16 protein-coding genes and 1 tRNA gene are annotated in these 16,971 nt (G+C 53.4%); 11 read left to right on the top strand and 6 right to left on the bottom strand.

Annotation, left to right across the window (positions count from 1 at the left end):
- Positions 1-20 precede the first annotated feature (20 nt).
- Positions 21-2,033, top strand: coding sequence for a methylmalonyl-CoA mutase family protein (locus ACESNI_RS08080; protein ID WP_373086031.1), 2,013 nt, complete (start codon positions 21-23; stop codon positions 2,031-2,033).
- 38 nt (positions 2,034-2,071) lie between these two features.
- Here the strand turns inward: ACESNI_RS08080 and gluQRS are convergent, their stop codons facing one another.
- Positions 2,072-2,917 (bottom strand): tRNA glutamyl-Q(34) synthetase GluQRS, encoded by an 846-nt coding sequence (gene gluQRS, locus ACESNI_RS08075; RefSeq protein ID WP_373086030.1) that lies wholly within the window; start codon positions 2,915-2,917, stop codon positions 2,072-2,074.
- Positions 2,918-3,059: 142 nt separating this feature from the next.
- Here gluQRS and ACESNI_RS08070 point away from each other — a divergent pair, with 142 nt between their 5' ends.
- The 5 genes from ACESNI_RS08070 (at position 3,060) to ACESNI_RS08050 (ending at position 7,234) form a co-directional block, all read left to right on the top strand.
- On the top strand, positions 3,060-4,343 hold the full coding sequence (locus ACESNI_RS08070) for a S41 family peptidase (protein ID WP_373086029.1): 1,284 nt from the start codon (positions 3,060-3,062) through the stop codon (positions 4,341-4,343).
- Positions 4,340-4,981, top strand: coding sequence for a DNA-3-methyladenine glycosylase (locus ACESNI_RS08065; RefSeq protein WP_373086028.1), 642 nt, complete (start codon positions 4,340-4,342; stop codon positions 4,979-4,981). Before ACESNI_RS08070 ends, ACESNI_RS08065 begins: the two co-directional genes overlap by 4 nt.
- Positions 4,982-5,011: 30 nt before the next feature.
- The gene (locus ACESNI_RS08060; RefSeq protein WP_373086027.1) at positions 5,012-5,719 is read left to right on the top strand and encodes an alpha/beta hydrolase; all 708 of its coding nucleotides are present in this window, start codon (positions 5,012-5,014) and stop codon (positions 5,717-5,719) included.
- Positions 5,720-5,838: 119 nt separating this feature from the next.
- Positions 5,839-6,390 carry an HNH endonuclease gene (locus ACESNI_RS08055; protein WP_373086026.1) on the top strand — a complete coding sequence of 184 codons (552 nt, stop codon included), beginning with the start codon at positions 5,839-5,841 and terminating at the stop codon, positions 6,388-6,390.
- Positions 6,391-6,505: 115 nt separating this feature from the next.
- Entirely contained in the window at positions 6,506-7,234 is a 729-nt protein-coding gene (locus ACESNI_RS08050; protein WP_373086025.1) for a hypothetical protein, read from the top strand.
- 9 nt (positions 7,235-7,243) lie between these two features.
- Here ACESNI_RS08050 and ACESNI_RS08045 read toward each other — a convergent pair whose 3' ends face one another.
- From ACESNI_RS08045 to ACESNI_RS08035, 3 genes are read right to left on the bottom strand one after another with little or no spacing between them, the layout of a single operon-like run.
- Complete coding sequence (locus ACESNI_RS08045; RefSeq protein WP_373086024.1) at positions 7,244-7,816, bottom strand: demethoxyubiquinone hydroxylase family protein; 573 nt, start codon at positions 7,814-7,816, stop codon at positions 7,244-7,246.
- Between the two features lie 15 nt (positions 7,817-7,831).
- Positions 7,832-8,314 carry a disulfide bond formation protein B gene (locus tag ACESNI_RS08040; protein WP_373086023.1) on the bottom strand — a complete coding sequence of 161 codons (483 nt, stop codon included), beginning with the start codon at positions 8,312-8,314 and terminating at the stop codon, positions 7,832-7,834.
- 33 nt (positions 8,315-8,347) lie between these two features.
- On the bottom strand, positions 8,348-8,929 hold the full coding sequence (locus ACESNI_RS08035) for a YqaA family protein (protein ID WP_373086083.1): 582 nt from the start codon (positions 8,927-8,929) through the stop codon (positions 8,348-8,350).
- Between the two features lie 161 nt (positions 8,930-9,090).
- Between ACESNI_RS08035 and ACESNI_RS08030 the strand changes: the two genes are divergently transcribed.
- Together ACESNI_RS08030 and ACESNI_RS08025 are read left to right on the top strand one after the other, a co-directional pair.
- A tRNA-Leu gene (locus tag ACESNI_RS08030) sits at positions 9,091-9,176 on the top strand.
- Positions 9,177-9,401: 225 nt separating this feature from the next.
- Positions 9,402-9,998 carry a hypothetical protein gene (locus ACESNI_RS08025; RefSeq protein WP_373086022.1) on the top strand — a complete coding sequence of 199 codons (597 nt, stop codon included), beginning with the start codon at positions 9,402-9,404 and terminating at the stop codon, positions 9,996-9,998.
- A gap of 206 nt (positions 9,999-10,204) precedes the next feature.
- Here ACESNI_RS08025 and ppc read toward each other — a convergent pair whose 3' ends face one another.
- Positions 10,205-12,991: a phosphoenolpyruvate carboxylase gene (gene ppc, locus ACESNI_RS08020; RefSeq protein WP_373086021.1), complete on the bottom strand. Its 2,787-nt coding sequence runs from the start codon at positions 12,989-12,991 to the stop codon at positions 10,205-10,207.
- A 254-nt stretch (positions 12,992-13,245) separates the two neighbouring features.
- Here ppc and ACESNI_RS08015 point away from each other — a divergent pair, with 254 nt between their 5' ends.
- The 3 genes from ACESNI_RS08015 to ACESNI_RS08005 all read left to right on the top strand — a co-directional run bounded on the left by ACESNI_RS08015 (position 13,246) and on the right by ACESNI_RS08005 (position 15,857).
- The gene (locus tag ACESNI_RS08015) at positions 13,246-13,677 is read left to right on the top strand and encodes a universal stress protein (RefSeq protein WP_373086020.1); all 432 of its coding nucleotides are present in this window, start codon (positions 13,246-13,248) and stop codon (positions 13,675-13,677) included.
- Positions 13,678-13,729: 52 nt separating this feature from the next.
- Positions 13,730-15,226, top strand: a complete 1,497-nt coding sequence (locus ACESNI_RS08010; RefSeq protein WP_373086019.1) for an alanine/glycine:cation symporter family protein — start codon at positions 13,730-13,732, stop codon at positions 15,224-15,226.
- A 172-nt stretch (positions 15,227-15,398) separates the two neighbouring features.
- Positions 15,399-15,857 (top strand): desulfoferrodoxin family protein, encoded by a 459-nt coding sequence (locus ACESNI_RS08005; RefSeq protein ID WP_373086018.1) that lies wholly within the window; start codon positions 15,399-15,401, stop codon positions 15,855-15,857.
- A 7-nt stretch (positions 15,858-15,864) separates the two neighbouring features.
- Here ACESNI_RS08005 and ACESNI_RS08000 read toward each other — a convergent pair whose 3' ends face one another.
- Positions 15,865-16,968 (bottom strand): cis-3-hydroxy-L-proline dehydratase, encoded by a 1,104-nt coding sequence (locus tag ACESNI_RS08000; protein WP_373086017.1) that lies wholly within the window; start codon positions 16,966-16,968, stop codon positions 15,865-15,867.
- Positions 16,969-16,971 lie beyond the last annotated feature (3 nt).

Genomic DNA, 16,971 nt, shown 5'->3' with positions numbered 1-16,971 from the left:
CTCAGAAACGAAAGATAATTATGACAAAAATCGCAGCGGATACGGCGGTTACAGACGATTCCCAAAAAGATCGGCCCTGGCTGTTCCGGACCTATTCCGGCCATTCCTCAGCGCTTGCGTCGAATGAGCTGTACAAAACAAATCTGGCGCGCGGCCAGACCGGATTGTCGGTCGCCTTCGATTTACCAACTCAAACCGGATATGATTCGGATCATGTTCTGGCGCGCGGCGAAGTCGGGAAAGTCGGAGTTCCAATCTGTCATCTGGGCGATATGCGCACCCTTTTTGACAGTATCCCGCTGGAACAGATGAACACCTCCATGACGATCAATGCAACGTCGGCATGGTTACTGGCCCTGTATGTCGCCGTGGCCGAGGAACAGGGGGCGGATCCGGCTAAATTGCAGGGAACGGTGCAGAATGACATCATTAAGGAATATCTGTCGCGCGGGACCTATATTTTCCCGCCGAAGCCGAGCATGAAACTCATCACCGATGTGGTGAGCTATACCTACCGGGAGATGCCCAAGTGGAACCCGACGAATGTCTGCTCTTATCATCTGCAGGAAGCCGGGGCAACGCCAGTTCAGGAGCTATCCTTCGCGCTCGCCACGGCGATTGCGGTGCTGGACGCGGTTCAGGAAGGCGGGCAAATCAGCCCTGAAGATTTCCCAGCGGCAACCGGACGGATTAGCTTCTTTGTCAACGCCGGCATCCGTTTTATAACCGAAATGTGCAAAATGCGAGCGTTTGTCGATCTCTGGGACGAAATACTGCGGGATCGGTATGGCGTTGAAGACGAAAAATACCGCCGATTCCGCTATGGTGTACAAGTCAATTCCTTGGGGTTGACGGAACAGCAACCGGAAAACAACGTTTACCGCATTCTGCTTGAAATGCTGGCGGTGGTACTGTCCAAGAACGCCCGCGCCCGCGCCGTTCAACTCCCCGCCTGGAACGAGGCACTCGGCCTGCCGCGCCCCTGGGACCAGCAATGGTCCCTGCGACTCCAGCAAATTGTCGCCTATGAAACGGACCTGCTGGAGTTTGGTGATATTTTCGAGGGCTCGATCGAGATCGATCGAAAGGTCGAGGAACTTAAAACGGCTGCTCGCGAAGAACTTCGTCGTATCGATGAGATGGGCGGCGCCGTTGCTGCCGTCGATATCGGCTATTTAAAGGAAAGTCTGGTTCAATCCAACACCAACCGGGTGCAAGCGGTTATTACCGGCGCCCTTCCCGTGATCGGTGTCAATAAATTCACGGAAACGGCCCCCTCGCCGCTCACGCAGGAAGTAGACGGCGGCATTATGACCGTTGATCCGGCTGCAGAGGCCGAACAGATCAAGCAATTGCATGCCTGGCGCGACGCCCGTGATAATGTCGCCGTCAAACGGGCCCTGGACGATCTCTCCAAGGCGGCCAAATCCGGCAAAAACATTATGCCCGCATCGATCACGGCGGCGAAGGCCGGTGTTACAACCGGTGAATGGTCCGAGGTTTTACGACAGGTCTATGGCGAATACCGGGCGCCGACAGGTGTTAGCAGCGCCGTCTCTAATGCCAGCAGTGATGTTCTTGATCCAGCGCGCGAAAAAGTCGCTGAGGCGACCCGCGTCTTGGGCGAGCCCTTGAAGGTTCTGGTCGGCAAGCCGGGCCTCGACGGGCATTCAAACGGGGCCGAGCAGATTGCCGTTGCCGCACGCGATAGTGGCATGCAGGTTGTTTACGAGGGTATCCGGCTCACCCCGGACCAGATTGTGGCCGCGGCGTTGGACGGAAAAGTCCATTTGGTTGGCCTGTCCATCCTGTCCGGCTCCCATGTGTCCCTGGCCACGGAGGTTTGTCAAAAGCTGAAAGCTGCCGGGGTCGGGGGGATTCCCGTTGTCGTTGGCGGTATCATCCCGCCAGAGGACGCGGAACGGCTCAAGAAAGCAGGTGTTACGGCGATCTATACGCCAAAGGATTTTGACATGGCGGGGATTGTCATCGATATGGTCGATATCATCATGAAATATGAAAAAGTTGCCTGATTGAGCCCGCCTGATCAGGATCTTAAGATTCGAAAAAATTAACCATAATTGGCCATTTTCAGCACTTCTTCGGGCTGGTAACCATAATCCCGCAAAGATTTTACTGTTGCATCCTTGTCACGTTTCGAGAGTTTTCGGCCTTTGGTATCAGAGATCAATCCGTGATGAAAATAACCCGGCGTGGGGAGCCCGAGAAGCGCCTGCAGAAGACGATGAATATGAGTTGACGGAAACAGGTCCTGCCCCCGGATAACATGGTTAATGCCCTGGATTGCATCGTCGAATGTCACGGCGAGATGATAGCTGGTCGGCGTCTCTTTTCGGGCCAGAATGATATCCCCAAACCGGGCCGGATCACAGCGGATCATTCCCTTGTCCTGCTCATGGAATTTGAGTGACTGCAGGTCCACCGATGCAATCGCGTTAACCATATTCAGCCGAAGCGCGTACGGATCTCCCCGCTCAAATCGTTGTTGCCGTTCCCTGTCGGTCAATTGCCTGCAGGTTCCCGGATACACAAGGCTCTGCCGCCCATGAGGAGCGGATTCACTTTCAGTCACCTCCGCCGAAATTTCCTTTCGGGTGCAAAAACAGGGATAAATAAATCCCCGGTCATCCAGTTTCGACAACACCGCCGCATAGTCCTCAAAATGCTCACTTTGACGGCGAACCGGATGCGTCCATTCCAGTCCCAGCCACGCCAGATCCTCATAGACCGCCTGCTCAAATTCAGGGCGGCATCTACCAGTGTCGATGTCTTCCATGCGCAACAGGAATTCACCACCGCTTTCTCGCGCCGCCTGCCACGCCAAAGTTGCTGAATAGACATGTCCAAGATGAAGATATCCAGTTGGGCTTGGAGCGAAACGAGTGATGATTTTCATATGTTAATTTTAAGGTCTGAACCGAGTAAGAAATCTAAAATGTGCATAAAATTATTTTTTGTTTTGCTTGTCAGCCGCCGACGCCGATTGTAGTTTTTGTTAATACTTTTTTAATTATAAAAAATTTCATCGGGCGAGACAAATGTTTAAACGTATATTGATTGCTTTGAATGTATTGATGCTGGTGACGGCCTGTGCCATTCCAATCTCCAAAAATCATGAAATCTACGCCGCCATGGATCGCTACGAGGCCGCCTATCATCAAATTATCCCGAATGATCCGGCCGCAGAGGATAATATTGATATTATGGCAGAAGTGCTGACAATGGTCGATAGGCGCTATGTTGATCAGGTAAACCCGGAAGATCTCATCGATCAGGCCATCGCCGGATTGAAAGAGAGCCCGGAAACAGGCAATAACGAGCCCGACCCAACAACCCGTGCGCTTAATGCCATGTTTACCTCGCTGGACCGCTACACCGGCTATATGGAGCCGACGAGTTTTGCAACTTACCGGGATAGCCTCGACGGCCGCTTTGTCGGCTTCGGGGTCCATATCAAGATGGTAGACGACCAGTTGACTGTCGTCAGTCTTTTAAAGGGATCAAGCGCGGAAGACGCCGGTATTCAAGCCGGTGACATTATCACCGATATTGATGATCAGCCTATCAAGGGGACCTTGACTCAGGCTCGCAGCATGCTTCGCGGGCCCGAAGGGACCGTCTCGCTTCTCTCCATCCTGCGCGGTGGTAATCCCGTCCCATTGAAAATTAATGTTGCCCGGCGCGCCGTTGAACTGGCGGCGGTCGAGCACCAGATCAAGGGAAATGTCGGCTATATCCGCATTTTCTCTTTCACGGCGAAAACCGGACTGGAAGTATCGACCGCGTTGCGGAGCTTTGAAGATACGCTCGGATCTAACCTTTGCGGCGTCATCCTCGACATGCGCAACAATCCCGGCGGCCTGGTTTCCGCGGCTGAAACTGTCGCCAGCTCAGTTATGGATGGCGGCAATATCTATGCGGTAAAGAACCGCGGGCAGAACATGATGGCGCGGGATGCAGACCGCGGCGATATCACGAAAGGCGCGCCGATCGTTGTTATGTTGAACAAGGGCTCAGCCTCTTCGTCTGAAATTGTCGCCGGGGCGCTCAAATATCAGCACCGGGCAATACTTTTCGGGGAGCAGAGCTACGGCAAGGGATTGATGCAATCACTGATGCCACTTCATAACGGCGGCGGGCTTCGGTTGACGACCGGGCGGTTTACCACAGGGGGCGGCCCGACCTTTCACGGCATCGGGCTGACACCTGATATTCCCGACGTTACCGCACCCGAGGAAAGCGACGAGATCCAGATTTCACGTGCCGCCGAGAGCCTTCATTGTTCTGTACCGCTAACAACGGCGATGGCAACGACGCAATGACGCAACTTGAGGAAATCTCGGTTGCCCTTGATTTTCTTGTTGGAAAAGACCCGGATTTTGGCACTGCTCTCACCTTGATCCAGCCGCTGCCGGAACGCACGCGGCCAGCGGGCTTTGAGCATTTGACCAAGATTATCATTGAACAGCAGGTCTCCCTCGCCAGCGCCAATGCCATTTGGCAGCGAATGACTGCCGCTATCACGCCGTTTTCCCCGGAAGTACTGATAAATCTCGAAGAAGAAGACCTCCGCGCCTTGGGGCTCAGCCGCCAGAAGGCGCGATATTGCCGAGCCCTTGCCGACGAGATCCTCACTGAGAGACTGTTGCTCGACAGCCTCCACGACCTTGAAGATATTGAGGTGCTGGAACAGCTTACCCGGGTCAAGGGTATCGGCCGATGGACCGCCGAAATTTACATGATGGCCTGCCTGGGGCGAACTGATATATGGCCAGCCGGGGACGTTGCCCTGCAATCCGCTTTTGGCCACTTAAAAAGGATGAAAGCGCGCCCGACGGTTCAGCAAATGGACGAAATGGCCGAACCGCTGCGCCCTTATCGCACGGTTGCCGCGCGTGTTCTCTGGCGCTATTATGCCGATGTCGTTCGACCCGCAGTCCGGAAAAATCCGGCGTATTGATACGGGCCTGAATTCGATCTATGATCGGGCATGACTGACCTTACCCCTCTCGACGGCCCCCGCCGCGCGCCCTCCGGCGGCGACCCGACAAAATCCATCGTCCTCCTGTTGCACGGATACGGCGCAGATGGGAACGACCTGATCGGGCTCGCCGATTACTGGCAGAAAGATTTTCCGGAAACCCTGTTTCTGGCCCCGCATGCGCCGGAGCGCTGTGAACTTTCGCCGTTCGGGCGACAATGGTTTTCGCTGGATAAATATGACCCGGATCTTCAACGCCGGGACCCCAAGGCCGGGGCACAGGTTTTTGAACTGATGCGCGAGGGTGTGGAACAAGCCCGGCGTAATGTGGATCAGTTTCTTCAAACCGAACTGGAACGCTGTAATCTATCAATGAAGGACGTAGGTTTTGTCGGCTTTAGCCAGGGAACAATGGTGTCACTTTTTACCGGTCTGCGCGAAAACGTGGCGCCCGCCGGAATTCTGGGATATTCCGGCGCGATGATTAGCGCGAGCAGGCTTTCGCAGGAAATTACGTCCCGGCCGCCAGTCTGCCTCGTTCATGGCGAACAGGATGACGTCGTTCCGTTCACCGCCATGGGAGCCTGCGAAACGGCACTGAAAGACGCAGGCATAGCCGTAACTTCCCATAGCCGTCCGGGCCTTGGACACGGCATTGATGAGGGCGGACTTGACATCGGCCGGCATTTTCTAATGTCTATATTTGCTAATGTTTGAGACTAAACCGAGATACAGTAGGGTCATATTTATTTAATACAAAATACTGTATTAGGATTTGCAATTTTCAAATTAACGGATCAAACTTCGGAAATCAGAACCGTCGGGAGCAACCGCGAATGCAGTCGTCAGTGGAAAAATTCCCTGCTCTTGTCCTGAACGCCGATTACCGGCCGCTCAGCTACTTTCCGCTGTCTCTTTGGTCCTGGCAGGATGCCCTCAAGTCAGTCTTCCTTGAACGTGTCCATATCGTTTCCGAATATGACCGGCTTGTCCGCTCTCCCAGTTTTGAAATGCGCCTTCCCAGCGTCATTAGCCTCAAGCGGTATATCAAGCAGAGCAAACAACCGGCATTTACCCGGTTCAATGTCTTCCTGCGTGACGGATTTCGGTGCCAGTATTGCGGGTCCGGTGACGAGCTCACCTTCGATCACGTCTTGCCCCGTCGCCTCGGCGGCCAGACGCACTGGGAAAACATCACAACGGCATGTGCCCCCTGCAATATGAAGAAAGGCGGCAGGCTACCCCGGGATCTGAACATGTTCCCGGAAATCCGCCCCTACATACCCACGCCGCATATGCTCAACCAGCAAGGCCGTGCCTTTCCGCCAAATTATCTTCATGACAGCTGGCGGGATTATCTCTACTGGGATACGGAACTGGAAGAGTAACTTCCTGCCCCTAATTACCGGACACCTCAGCATACTTGCGTTGCGGGCGCTCAACCGTCTATATAGAAGATAAAACCATCACCTTTCTTTTTCCCCACTGAAGATGTGACGTATAATGAGCTATGGATTAGGTCTTTCTGAAAAAAAGCAGGCCCGACAGCGGCGCAACCGTTTCTTTAAATTTTTCCTTTATATCTTGCTGTTGGCGGCAGCCGGGGTCTATGGATATTACGAAGGACAGGCAAATGCGGAGCGCCGTATTGCCGACATTGAGGGGCAGGTTATTGTCCTGACCAACGAGAATGACCGGTTGAATGATCAGGCACGCGCGGCCCTCGACAAACAAAGTGCCGCTTTGGCCGAAGCAAGGGCCTGGCGGGATAAATTTGAAAATGAAATTCCAAGTGGGCCGACCCGGGAAATACTTGAGCTTGTACAGCAGCGCCTTGGCGATGGGTTGGAGCCGGACCGGCTTAAATCGCTGGTAACTCTCGCCCAAAACAGCCAGAATTGCGACGCCGCCCCCGAAACCAAGCGGTTTATCGTCAATACACCAATTTTCAACAGTCCTGGAAATTCAGTCAGTCTCGGAAATGGCAGCATCACGGTCACCGGAACAGGGAAATCCGTCGTGAACAGCGAGAACAAGGTCGAGGCCTGGTACAATCCCGATGAACCGGTAGAGATCATCTTCACCCAGCTGGGCGGACAGACAGAAAAGCTAACCGGCGTGCTGCCCCTTCACAAGAGCGTTGTGTTTGGCGGGAATGAGTATCGGTTCAGCATTCTTTCGGGCAAGCAGAGCTTTGCCACGATTTCCGCCACGCGCTGCGATTTTCCGTGAATAGGATAGTCAGATCCTTGACGATAGCCAGATCGCAAGCCTCGATCCCGACTTGACCGCCGACGTCAGCAATTCATAACCGGGCGCCGCCGCGGCACCTTCAGCCCGGGCGATGTCGCGATGCTCGATTTCCTCGTCGCGAAATTTGGCGATGGTTTCCTTGAGCTCAGGCTCATCATCGCCCAATTGCTCCAGTTGCGCGAGGTAATGCTCATCAATGACCTCTTCAACCGCCTCGGTGCAGGCCATGGCGGCGTCTTTCCCCATCATCGCCGTCCCGGCACCGAGAGCATATCCGGCAAAGTGCCAGAGCGGTGACAGGAGCGTTGGCCGGACCCGTCTCTCTGTCACGAGTTTCGCGAATTGGGCGCGGTGAATTTCTTCCTGTTCCTTCATATGTCGGACCGTTGCGGCATCCCCGTTTTTTTCTAACACGGACAGCTGGCCCTCATAAATCCGGACGGCGCCGAGTTCACCGGCGTGATCCACCCGTATGACACGCTCCAACAACTCGCGCGGGGGTAAATCTCCCGGCTGGCGTCCAAACGCTGGCTTACTTTTCGTCAAATCCTTTTTTCTCATAGTCTCACCTTAGACCTATCGAGTGGCTTTTGCAGCGGTTAAAAAGCAAAAAATGCTCAAGATTGCCGCGGCGATCACATTATAACCGGCCATGGAAATTCCGAAAAGGGACCAGGCGATATCGTCGCAGCGCACAATCGGCGCCGACATGATCTGCGCCTTTAAATCCTGAACGCTCAAGGCCTTCGACGTATCGCCCACACATTCGGCGGTTCCCTGCCACCAGCCTTGCTCGACCCCAACGTGAAAGGCCCCTATGGCAGCTGTCGCCGCAAAACCGAGTGCACAGAGTACAAGGAAAACGCGGCTATCTATCTGATGCCTCATAACCATTCCGAGCAGTGAAATCACGATGACGCCCGAATAGGGCCAGCGTTGGTACAGGCACAACACACAGGGCCACAAGTCAAATATATATTGCGATGTAAAGGCTGTCCCGAGCGCTACCAGACTTGCCAACAGCGCAACAAATAACGCATTTCTATAGAAAATCTCCAAAATGCACCTATTCCAAAGTCACCCTTTTTCTGCCTACAGCAGATATTTGAGCGCGACAAAACTACCAATCAGTAATACGAAAAAGACAACAGTCAGAATTCCCAGATACCGTTCAATGAAATCCCGGATCGGTTCACCAAACCACCATAACAGGCCCGCCACAAGGAAAAACCGCGCGGATCTGGACAGGGTTGCGGCAAACATGAATATTGCCAGATTTAAATGCGAGACACCACTGGCGATGGTAATCACCTTAAACGGAAACGGCGTCAGGCCGAAAAAGGCCACGATCCAGCCGCCCCATTCATTATAGGCCTTGGTAAAACTCTCGAATTTGTCCGTATATCCGTAAAAATCGATGATCGGCGCCCCGACCCAGTCGAATAGATAGGCCCCGATAAAATAGCCGAACAGGCCGCCGAGAACGGAAAACAAACTGCAAAGAAAGGCAAACCGCCATGCCTGCCTTCTATTTGCCAGCACCATCGGGATTAACAGGACATCCGGCGGGATCGGGAAAACAGAGCTTTCCGCGAATGAAATTCCCGCCAGAAACCACTTGGCACGCGGTCTGGCCGCCAGGCCCATGGTATAATCATACAATCGTCGCAACATATCGCTCAAGGCCCGGTTTCATATAAACACTGCCCTGCCTATCTAGCGTCTTTTCCGCTCGCCAACAATCCTTATCACGAAATACATGCTCCGACGGATCATTCACGATGGTCTATTGACCGCCCCAAAATCATCGCTATAGTGCGGCTGTTTCCACGCAGGCCCCTGTGGCGGAATTGGTAGACGCGACAGATTCAAAATCTGTTGTCCTTAGGGCGTGCCTGTTCGAGTCAGGCCAGGGGCACCATTTGAATGCAAATTTGTTCTTTCATTTTTTTATGCGCAAATTAAGCTAATCGGACACGGGAATGATGCTGTGATTTGATTTCAACAAAGGCCAAATCTTCTTATCGAGGCTGTCAGATGGCCACCGAGCAAAACTTCTTCCATCGGTAGCGGGAATCTTCTACGATTGGCTCCGATACAAACGTATTTGGGAAATGTTAGTTTAAGTATTCAACGTGGATACGACATGAAAACCGTGATATTTTTAACTATAAGTTTTCTCTTTAGCAGTTCGGTAAGTCACGCACAGAGTGTTGATAACATAGTCGATTATATATGCAAATATTATAAAAACCTTGCTATAGTGGGTATCGCGGCAAAAAATCAAATTTCTCAGCATCTTGGTAAGCCCTATAAAGAATGGAAAGGTTATGCCAATCATGACTATCCAGATTATTTGAATTCAGAAAGGCCACTTTTACCAAAACATGGATCTACTGGATACCTTTTTTCAGAAAAATCTAATATGATCTATTTAGGCTGCAAATTTGCCACCCCTTCGGTATCTGTCGGTACTACACAATGTTGGCTGGAAAGACCTATTACTAACGAAGAAGAGAAATATATGGAAACAAGGTTAGGCGAATGCCTTCCAGGTCATGGCGGCCCCCAATCCTCTTACTTTGAATGGAGGGAGGCGCTCAACGGATTTGAAAATATTGCTAGTGTCCCCGTTGCGACTTTCAACATACTCGTATCTGCTAAAAGCAATTTTATTTCCGTAAAGGTCAATGGGGACCCTTATAAATTCGACATATACCAAAGATATTTGCAATCGAAATGAAATCAACCGTCCTCGCAATTTCTATTCTTCTGCCATTTCAATAAAGTATGCCTTGATCATTTACACCTAGATTATCAAGATCTTCCATAGTGATGGGTCGAACATTCGGTGGCCATTGAGTTTTAGGAGCAGCAGTAGACTGTGCGAAATGCTTTCTTACTTTCATTTTCGCCTAGTGTCCTTTCGTAATGGGACTGAAAGCTACCTCACCCGCTGTTTCGCAACCCCGCCGCAATCCCGTTGATGGCGATATGGATACCGCGGAGTAGTCTGGGGTTGTCGGCATTCTTGCGAGCTTTTTTCAAGAGCTCGACTTGGATATGGTTCAGGGGGTCTAGATAGGCATAGCGGTTGTGGATCGAGCGGTCGAGCAAGGGGTTTTCCTGCAGAAGCCGGTCATGGCTGGTTATCATGAGCAGAGCGTCTATTGTGCTCTGCCACTCAGTCTTTATCCGGCCAAAGATTTCCTTTCGCAATTGGGCATCGGCAACCAGATCCGCATATCTTGAGGCAATCGCAATATTACTTTTGGCCAGCACCATATCCATGTTCGACAGCTGCGTGTTAAAAAATGGCCAGTTCGCATACATCTCCTGTAAAAGCGGCAACCCCGTCTTCGGGTTTCGCTCCAGCCACGCCTTGATGGCGGTTCCGAACCCGTACCAGCCCGGCAGCATCAGGCGGCATTGCGCCCAGCTGAAAACCCAGGGAATCGCCCGAAGGTCCTCTACCCGATGTGTTTGCTTGCGCGACGTTGGCCGCGAGCCAATATTCAGGGTGGCAATTTCATTAATGACGGTTGACCCCCAAAAATAATCGGCAAAACCGTCTGTTTCATACACGAGATTCCGATAGGCTTTGAAAGCATCGTCCGATAACGCCTCCATCACCTCGTTGTACTGCGGCGGAACGGTCGGTTTGTCTCCGCCAAGGAATGTCGCCTCTAATGTTGCCGCAGCCAGGCTCTCCAGATTGCGGCGGCCCAGTTCCGGCCGTGAATATTTAAAGGAGATCGTCTCCCCCTGCTCCGTCACCCGGATTTGCCCCTGCACCGCGCCCTTCGGTTGCGCCAGCACCGCGTCATAGCTGGGCCCGCCGCCGCGCCCCACCGATCCGCCGCGTCCGTGAAACAACCGCAAGCCCACATTGTGACGCGCGAACAGGTCGATGAGGCCGACTTCCGCCTTGTATAGTTCCCAGCCGGACGTCACATAGCCGCCATCCTTGTTACTGTCGGAATAGCCGAGCATCACTTCCTGAACGCCGCCGCGGTCATCCACCAGCCGGCGATATTCGGGCAGGGACAGCAGTTGATCCATAATCTCGACGCAAATACGCAAATCCGGGATCGTTTCGAACAATGGAACAATATTGATCCGGCTCTGCCCCTCGGGCGAGATTAATCCCACCTGCTTGAGCAACGTTGCCAGCTCCAACAGGTCGGACGCACTTTGAGTATTCGAGATAATTGCCGTGGTGATGGCGTTCTCTCCGTAACGTTTATGGGCCTTCGCCGCCTCGCGCAGGATTTCCAGCTCCGAAGAGGTTTCCTCGGAGTATGTCCAGAACGGCCGGAGCAACGGACGGCCGGACCGTAATTCGTCCGTGAGAAAGGCCACGCGTTCTGTTTCCTTCATCTCGTCGTAGCGGATTTCCGGATCAACAGCCCGCGCAAGTTCCGCGATCGATCGGGCATGCACCTCGGAGTTTTGGCGGAGATCCAGAGTTGCAAGGTAAAAGCCGAAACAGTCAACCGCCCGCCGGAGATGCCGGAGGCGGCCATTGGCGATTAATTGCGACCCGTTTTCCTGGAGCGACTTGTTAATCACATCAAGGTCGGCGAGGAATTCCTCAGAATGTGAATAGGGCTGTGCGGGCCCAAGGGCCGCACGCGCTGGAATAGCAGAACCGAACGATGTCAATGTCGCCACCAGCCGCGCGTAAATGCCGGATATGGCGCGCCGGTACGGCTCACCCTGGCGATGCGGTGAATGATCCGGAGACACCTCGGCAAGCTGCAGGAGATCAGGCGACATCTCGACAATATTCGTCGACAGCGATAATTCACTCCCGAGCTGGTGCGTCTGCTCCAGGTAAAAATTGAGAGCATGCGCATTCTGCCTCTTTAATGTCGTTCTGAGGATTTCCGCTGTCACAAAAGGATTTCCGTCCCGATCCCCACCGACCCAGCTTCCCATCCGGAAAAAGGACGGCAAGGAGTCTGCTGCGGCTTTTAGGTTCAGTCGCGTCAGTTCGGCGTCCAATGACTCATAAAATCCTGGCAGTTCGGTAAAAAAGGTCTGGTCATAGTAGGACAGTCCGTTTTGTATTTCGTCAGAAATCTGCAACTTCGTTCGGCGAAGGATATCGGTTTGCCAGATCGTCTGGACCTCCCGGCAAAGCTCGGTATCTATCGTCTCGGTTTCCTTTTTTGTCCAGTCGACACGCTCGCGTTTTTCCAGCAGGTCCGCAATTCCCATTTCCCGGCGCATCGTGCTTTTGCGGCGGACTTCCGACGGATGGGCGGTCAAGACCGGGCTCACCAGTGCCGTCTCAAAAAACTGGCCCAGTTGCGCCGCTGTTATGCCTGCCTCGCTGATTTTTTTCAGCGCATGAACGATGGTACCGGCACGGGGAACCGATCCCGCCAAGTCATGAACCCGGGTCCGCCGGATATGATGCTGGTCTTCGGCTATATTCGCCAGTTGCAGGAAATAACTGTAGGCCCGCAGGACCAAAACAGCCTGCGCGGTCGTCAGTTTACCCAGAATATTTTCGAGCTCATCTCTTGCAACGACCGAATTTTCCCGCTGAAACTGGATGGACGACTGCCGGATTGCCTCAACAAGCTCAAATACCTCTTCACCCTCCTGCTCAAGGATGGTGTCGCCTAGCAAACGGCCAAGTAAACGAATATCATCACGCAACGGTGCATCCTTCTCCGCCTGTTCCGATTGGATTTTTGCCATAATGCTGTCTTTCTTAAGTTTCATTTTCCAGTAAAAAAATTGTCGCGGATGACCTGATTACATCTTTCAGTCAATATCGTCGTTAAGATCAAATATTCAAAGCTTAAATAAATGCATTACAATTTTCTAAAACACTATAAAGTAATGTTAAGGAAGGATGCTTTGTAGCCTTTGTCGGCGTTGCAAGGACCAATATTTCGGCCCGCGCAGTCTCATAATTGTGTGGATTTCCTTCTGCCGAAATGGCCCTTATAACGGCAATATTTGGGGGAAATGTCATGTCTAATATTTATATCGTGGGCGTCGATGGCGCACAACAATCAAGCCGGGCGGTCGATTTTGCGGCCGCGCTCGCCAAGAAATCAGGGGCGCAAATACACCTGGTTCAAGTTATTGAATGGTCACCCTACAGCTTCCATACACCTCAGGAACTGGCTGAACGTCACGGTCGGCGGGAACAGGAACTCGCCCGGGCTCTGGGTATGGTCCAGCCTCTCGCAGATAAATTGATCAAGGAAGGCATCACCGCAACCTGTGAAGCCCGGCACGGACATGTCGGGGATCTATTATGTAAAATCGCCACCGAGAAAAATGCGGAGCAGATCATCATCGGGCGTACCGGTGATTCCGCATTGGCCCAACGCCTGTTGGGCGGTGTTGCCATAACACTGGCGCAAGCCGCGCCGGTTCCGACAACCATCGTACCCTAGCCGCAGAGTGGCAATTCAAACACAGAGTAAGTAAGTGAGGGAGGAAAAGACTATGTTGAAACGCATTTTAGGGGCTGCTGCGGGTCTATCGTTTATGGCATCGACGGCGCAGGCACAAAGTATCGATCAGGCGATCAGCGATGCGGTCGCGCCAATCGTCAATCCAATCGTCAGTACTATTTTCTATTCTGTTCCAATTTTAGGCACAGATGTTCCGCTAATCGTAGGATGGCTGGTTCTGGCGGCGATAATTTTCACGTTTTATTTCGGCTTTATCCAGTTTCGGGGCTTCAAGCATTCGATCGAGCTGGTCCGGGGGGATTATCTGGACCCGAATGATGCCGGTGAAGTGACGCCCTTTCAGGCGTTGGCAACGGCGCTATCGGGAACTGTCGGCCTTGGAAATATCGCCGGTGTCGGTGTCGCCGTTTATCTCGGCGGCCCGGGGGCAACCTTCTGGATGATTTTGGCCGGGCTGCTTGGCATGGCCTCTAAATTTACAGAATGTATTCTCGGGGTAAAATACCGCAACGAATATGCTGACGGCTCGGTCTCTGGCGGCCCGATGTATTATCTGTCCAAAGGACTGTCGGAAGACGGCAAGGCTGCCCTTGGAAAATTTCTGGCGGTGTTCTTCTCAATCTGCTGTATTGGCGGCGCGCTGGGCGGCGGCAACATGTTTCAGGCTAACCAGTCATTCGCCCAGATATCCAGCATCATTCCGTTTTTTGAAGGTAAGGGCTGGCTGTTCGGCATCATAATGGCGATCCTTGTCGCGGTCGTAATTATCGGCGGCATTAAATCAATTGCCCGGGTAACGGAAAAAATTGTGCCGGGAATGGCTGTTCTTTATGTCGGGTCGGCCCTCATCATCATCGGCATTAATTACGCCGCCATCCCCGAAGCCATCGTCGCCATCTTTACGGGCGCCTTCGCCCCGACGGCCGTTGCCGGCGGTGTCATCGGCGCGCTTATCCAAGGGTTCAAGCGGGCTGCATTTTCGAATGAGGCGGGCATTGGATCCGCCTCCATTGCCCATTCCGCGGTGCAGACAAAGCATCCGGTGACGGAAGGCTATGTCGCCCTTTTAGAACCGTTCATCGATACGGTTGTCATCTGCACAATGACGTCCCTGGTGATCGTTGTGACCGGCTCCTGGGTTCCGGACAGCGGGGTCACCGGGATTGCCCTCACCTCCAAGGCGTTCGAAGCCAATTTCTCCGGCTTCGGCTACGTGCTGGCGATCGCGGCCGTATTGTTCGCCTTTTCAACCATGATTTCCTGGTCTTATTATGGCTTGAAGGCCTGGACTTACATGTTTGGCGAGGGGCAGGCGAAGGAACTGGTGTTCAAGCTGATTTTCTGCATTTTCGTAGTGATCGGTGCATCGATGAGCCTTGGACCGGTGATTGATTTCTCCGATGCCATGATTTTTGCGATGGCCATTGCCAATATTATCGGCCTTTACATGCTGATGCCGAAAGTGAAGGCGATGCTGGCCGATTATCATGAAAAACTGGCAAGCGGTGAAATCAAGAAGATTAAATGACCGGAGCGAGGGGCTGAATTGCTCCCGCTTCCAGAATCAGCCATGACGGGAAGAAGGGCAAAGTAGGGTATTGGCTCTTCTTTCTTTTCTCAGGTTTTGATTGATGCGCCTTGTCGTTTTTGACGAAATAAGGCACATTAGAGTTTGCAGATGATATGCAGGGGACAGGGCAATGGAACATAAGATACCCGGACTTAACCGTCGACAGGCATTGGCCATGGCGGGCGGCGGGGCGACAGCCTTGCTCGCCTCGGCAACGCCGACGCTCGCCGCGGAGAGCTGTGATATGCAGGCGGCGCTGCGAATGCTCGCGGGCAAGATTTTTTACTCAACCGACGAGCCGGGACGCTGGGCCGGGAAAGAGCCCGGCCATTCGCCTTTGATCAAGGTCGACAAGGCCGGTAAGGATGTGCTCGTGCGGGCCGCTACGCGGCATCCGATGGAGGCCGATCACTTCATTCTGAAGCATCTGCTGATGGACGCGGACCTTAATGTCGTGCACGAACAGTATTTCGATAAAAGTTTCGACCTGCCGCGCTCCCGTTTTGAGCTGAACGGCTATAAGGGACGGCTTTACATCGTCTCCATATGTAATGTTCATGACAACTGGATTAACTGGGCGGACGTCTAGAGCCCGGCTATTTTATAACCAGCACAGGCTCTCCCAACAGGTCAAAATCAGGTGTGATGCCAAGGCCCGGACGATCTGCCGCCGTCATGCGACCGTTTACCCGTTCTGGCGCCCCCTCGGCAAAGGTAACGGTGCCGTAGGAATTGAAGTCCGTCGCTGAAAAGCAGAATTTCTCGGGCGTCGAGCGGGCGAGATGGGCGATCGCCGCCGTTGTAATATCCCCGCCCCAGGTATCCTCAATCGTCATGGGAATGCCGGAGGCGACACATAAATCCCGCATCAGCCGCGCCCGGGTCAGACCTCCGACTTTGGAAATCTTGAGGTTGATGACATCCATGGCATCCTCGGCGATCCCGCGAACCAGTGTGTCGGTGCCGTCTATCACTTCATCAAGGATAAAGGGAAGGGCGGTGCGGCGGCGGATGGAGACTGATTCTGCATAACTCGCACAAGGCTGCTCAATATAGACGTCAAGGTCCGAGACTGCCCCCACAACCCGTGCCGCCTCATGCCGGGTCCAGCCGGTATTGGCGTCGGCAATCAGGATGTCGTCCACCGCCAACACCGCCCGCGTCGCGCGGATGCGGTCAATATCCTCATTAGCATCTCCGCCGACCTTGAGCTGGAACTTGGTATAACCTTCCGCCTTGTAGCCGGCGATTTTCTCCGCCATCTGGTCCGGGCTTTCCTGCGAGATTGCCCGGTAAAGCGCCACATTTTCCTGCATGGCACCGCCCAGCAACATATATACCGGCAGCCCCGTCGCCTTACCAAGAATATCCCAACAGGCGATATCCACAGGCGCCTTGACGTAAGGATGGCCGCGCAGGGCCGCGTCCATGCGCCGATTGACCTCGTTGAGCGCAAGAGGATCACAGCCAATCAAATGCGGGCCAATTTCCGCAAGACCCGCCCGCACGCCCTTGGCGTAGGATGGCAGATAAGCGGACCCGAGAGGACAACATTCCGCGTAGCCGGTCAGCCCCTCGTCGGTTTCAATCGCAACAACAGTACTGTCAAAAACCTCGACATAATTGCCGCCAGACCAGCTATAGCGCCCCTCTTTCAGCGGCAGGTCAATTTGCCAGGCCTTTATCGCGGTGATTTTCATGGG

Origin of the sequence: Sneathiella sp., assembly GCF_041689005.1 — a bacterium.
GTDB lineage: Bacteria > Pseudomonadota > Alphaproteobacteria > Sneathiellales > Sneathiellaceae > Sneathiella.
Note: the sequence above shows the minus strand (reverse complement) of the source record. Positions and strands in the feature narration are given on the sequence as shown.